This is a genomic window from Nitratidesulfovibrio oxamicus, assembly GCF_015731765.1.
Lineage (GTDB): Bacteria > Desulfobacterota > Desulfovibrionia > Desulfovibrionales > Desulfovibrionaceae > Cupidesulfovibrio > Cupidesulfovibrio oxamicus.
Map to the genome: position 1 here is coordinate 1 of NZ_VRYY01000473.1, position 1,806 is coordinate 1,806.

A 1,806-nucleotide genomic window follows, 5' to 3' on the forward strand; every position below is an offset into this window, starting at 1 on the left:
CTGCCCGCGTTCATCGCCGGGCTGCACGAGACCGTGGCCCGCCGCCTGCCGGAAGCCGCCCGCCGCCTGCTTCCGGTGCGCGATGCGCTGGAGGCCCTGCCCGACGTGCTGGCTGCCCAGCCGGTGGTGCTGGCCCATGGCGATGCCCATCCCCTGAACCTGATCTGGACGCCCTGCGGCGATGGCGGCGACGCATCGGGGGATGTCGCCGGGGCAACGGTCTCCGGACCGCTGGCCGCGCTGCGCGGCGTCATCGACTGGGAATTCGCCGGGGCGCAACCCGCGCTGTACGACGCCGCCAACTGCATCGGTTGCGTGGGCTTCGAGCATCCTTCCGGCCTGGGGCGCGGCTTTGCCGCCGGGTTCACCGCCACCTTGCGTGAAGGCGTGCCCCCGTGCGGCCTTGCCGGAATGGGGGGCGAGACACTGCGCCATCTGCCGCTGATGGTGCTGGCATCCCGCTTCGGCTGGCTGTCGGAATGGCTGCGCAGGGGCGACCGGGACATGCTGGGCATGGAACTGGACTACTGCGACATCCTGCTGCACCACCGCCAGCGGCTGGCGGACATGTGGGCCGGAGGGTAGCCAGCCGCCGCTTCCGCCATGAGCACCCGCCGCCCGCAACCGGCGCCACCTTCCGCAACCGGCACCGCCGCCCGCAACCGGCGCCGCCTTCCGCCTCCCCCTGTCCCGCAAACACATCGCCCCCTGTACTCCCGGCGCGGGCGTGCTATATCTGACATGATGCCCGAAGGGGCGCGCCACTTCCGGCGCGCCACCTCCGGCACGGGAGTGCGCATCATGTCCACCCTGCTTCAGTCCCCTTTCATCGAGACCGCAACGTCGGCGCTGAACGCGCTGGCGCATCTGTTGCCTCTTTCCGCCCTGCTGCTGGCCGCCCTGCTGCTGCCCGCCACGGCCCGCGCCGCACATGGCGATGCAGCCGCAGCCCCCCGCCAGACCGCCACCACGGCCACCGCCATATTCGCCGGGGGCTGCTTCTGGTGCATGGAAAAACCCTTCGACCAGTTGGACGGCGTGCTGGATACCACCTCCGGCTACACCGGCGGCAACGTGGATGCGCCCACCTACAAGCAGGTGTCCTCCGGCCTTACCGGCCACGCCGAAGCCCTGCGGGTGACCTACGACCCCGCAAAGGTCAGCTACGAAGCCCTGTTGGACGTTTTCTGGCGCAACGTGGACCCGCTGGACGCGGGCGGCCAGTTCTGCGACCGGGGCAGCCAGTACCGCTCGGCCATCTTCGTGGCCAACGCGGCGCAGCACCACGCCGCCGAGGCCAGCAAGAAGGCCATCGAGGCGCGTCTGGGCAAGCCGGTGGCCACCGGCATAGAGGACGCATCCACCTTCTGGCCCGCCGAAGAATACCATCAGGACTACTACCGCAAGAATCCCATCCGCTATGCCTACTACCGGACCGGCTGCGGACGCGACAAGCGGCTGGAGCAGGTCTGGGGCCCGGAAAAATGATCCGGCGCGCAAGGAGCCACCCGGAAACGAGAAGGGACGCCGCCCGTGACGGGGCGGCGTCCTTCTGTTTTCCATGCAGTTCGATCAGCAGGCGCGTTGGGCATTCCCACGGCAGGGCGCCCTCAATCGCAGCGCCGCCGCCCGGCACAGGGTGGCATGTCCGGCATGTCCGGCAGATCAGGCATGTCCGGCATGTCCGGCATGTCCGGCATGTCTGGCAGATCAGGCAGGCCGCGCCTCCGGCGCGGGTGGTCCGCCCGCGTGGGCAGCAGCCCCAGCCCGCCCAGCGTACCGCCGTCTCCCAGCAGTCCGGCGGCG

The 1,806-nt window shown here is 70.3% G+C and carries 2 protein-coding genes and 1 pseudogene; 2 read left to right on the forward strand and 1 reads right to left on the reverse strand.

The features are described from left to right. Together FVW20_RS14125 and msrA are read left to right on the forward strand one after the other, a co-directional pair. On the forward strand, positions 1-585 hold a 585-nt coding region (locus tag FVW20_RS14125), incomplete at its 5' end, for a phosphotransferase family protein (RefSeq protein ID WP_196610114.1). A 216-nt stretch (positions 586-801) separates the two neighbouring features. Continuing rightward, a complete protein-coding gene (gene msrA / locus FVW20_RS14130) occupies positions 802-1,488 on the forward strand; it encodes a peptide-methionine (S)-S-oxide reductase MsrA (RefSeq protein WP_196610115.1) in 687 nt (228 codons plus the stop codon). 122 nt (positions 1,489-1,610) lie between these two features. Here msrA and FVW20_RS14135 read toward each other — a convergent pair. Continuing rightward, positions 1,611-1,806, reverse strand: a pseudogene (locus tag FVW20_RS14135) (radical SAM protein); the annotation flags it as partial.

What these genes read in the sequence shown, in the direction of transcription:
- msrA (WP_196610115.1), top strand. Translation starts at nt 802, where the DNA reads ATGTCCACCCTGCTTCAGTCCCCTTTCATCGAGACCGCAACGTCGGCG.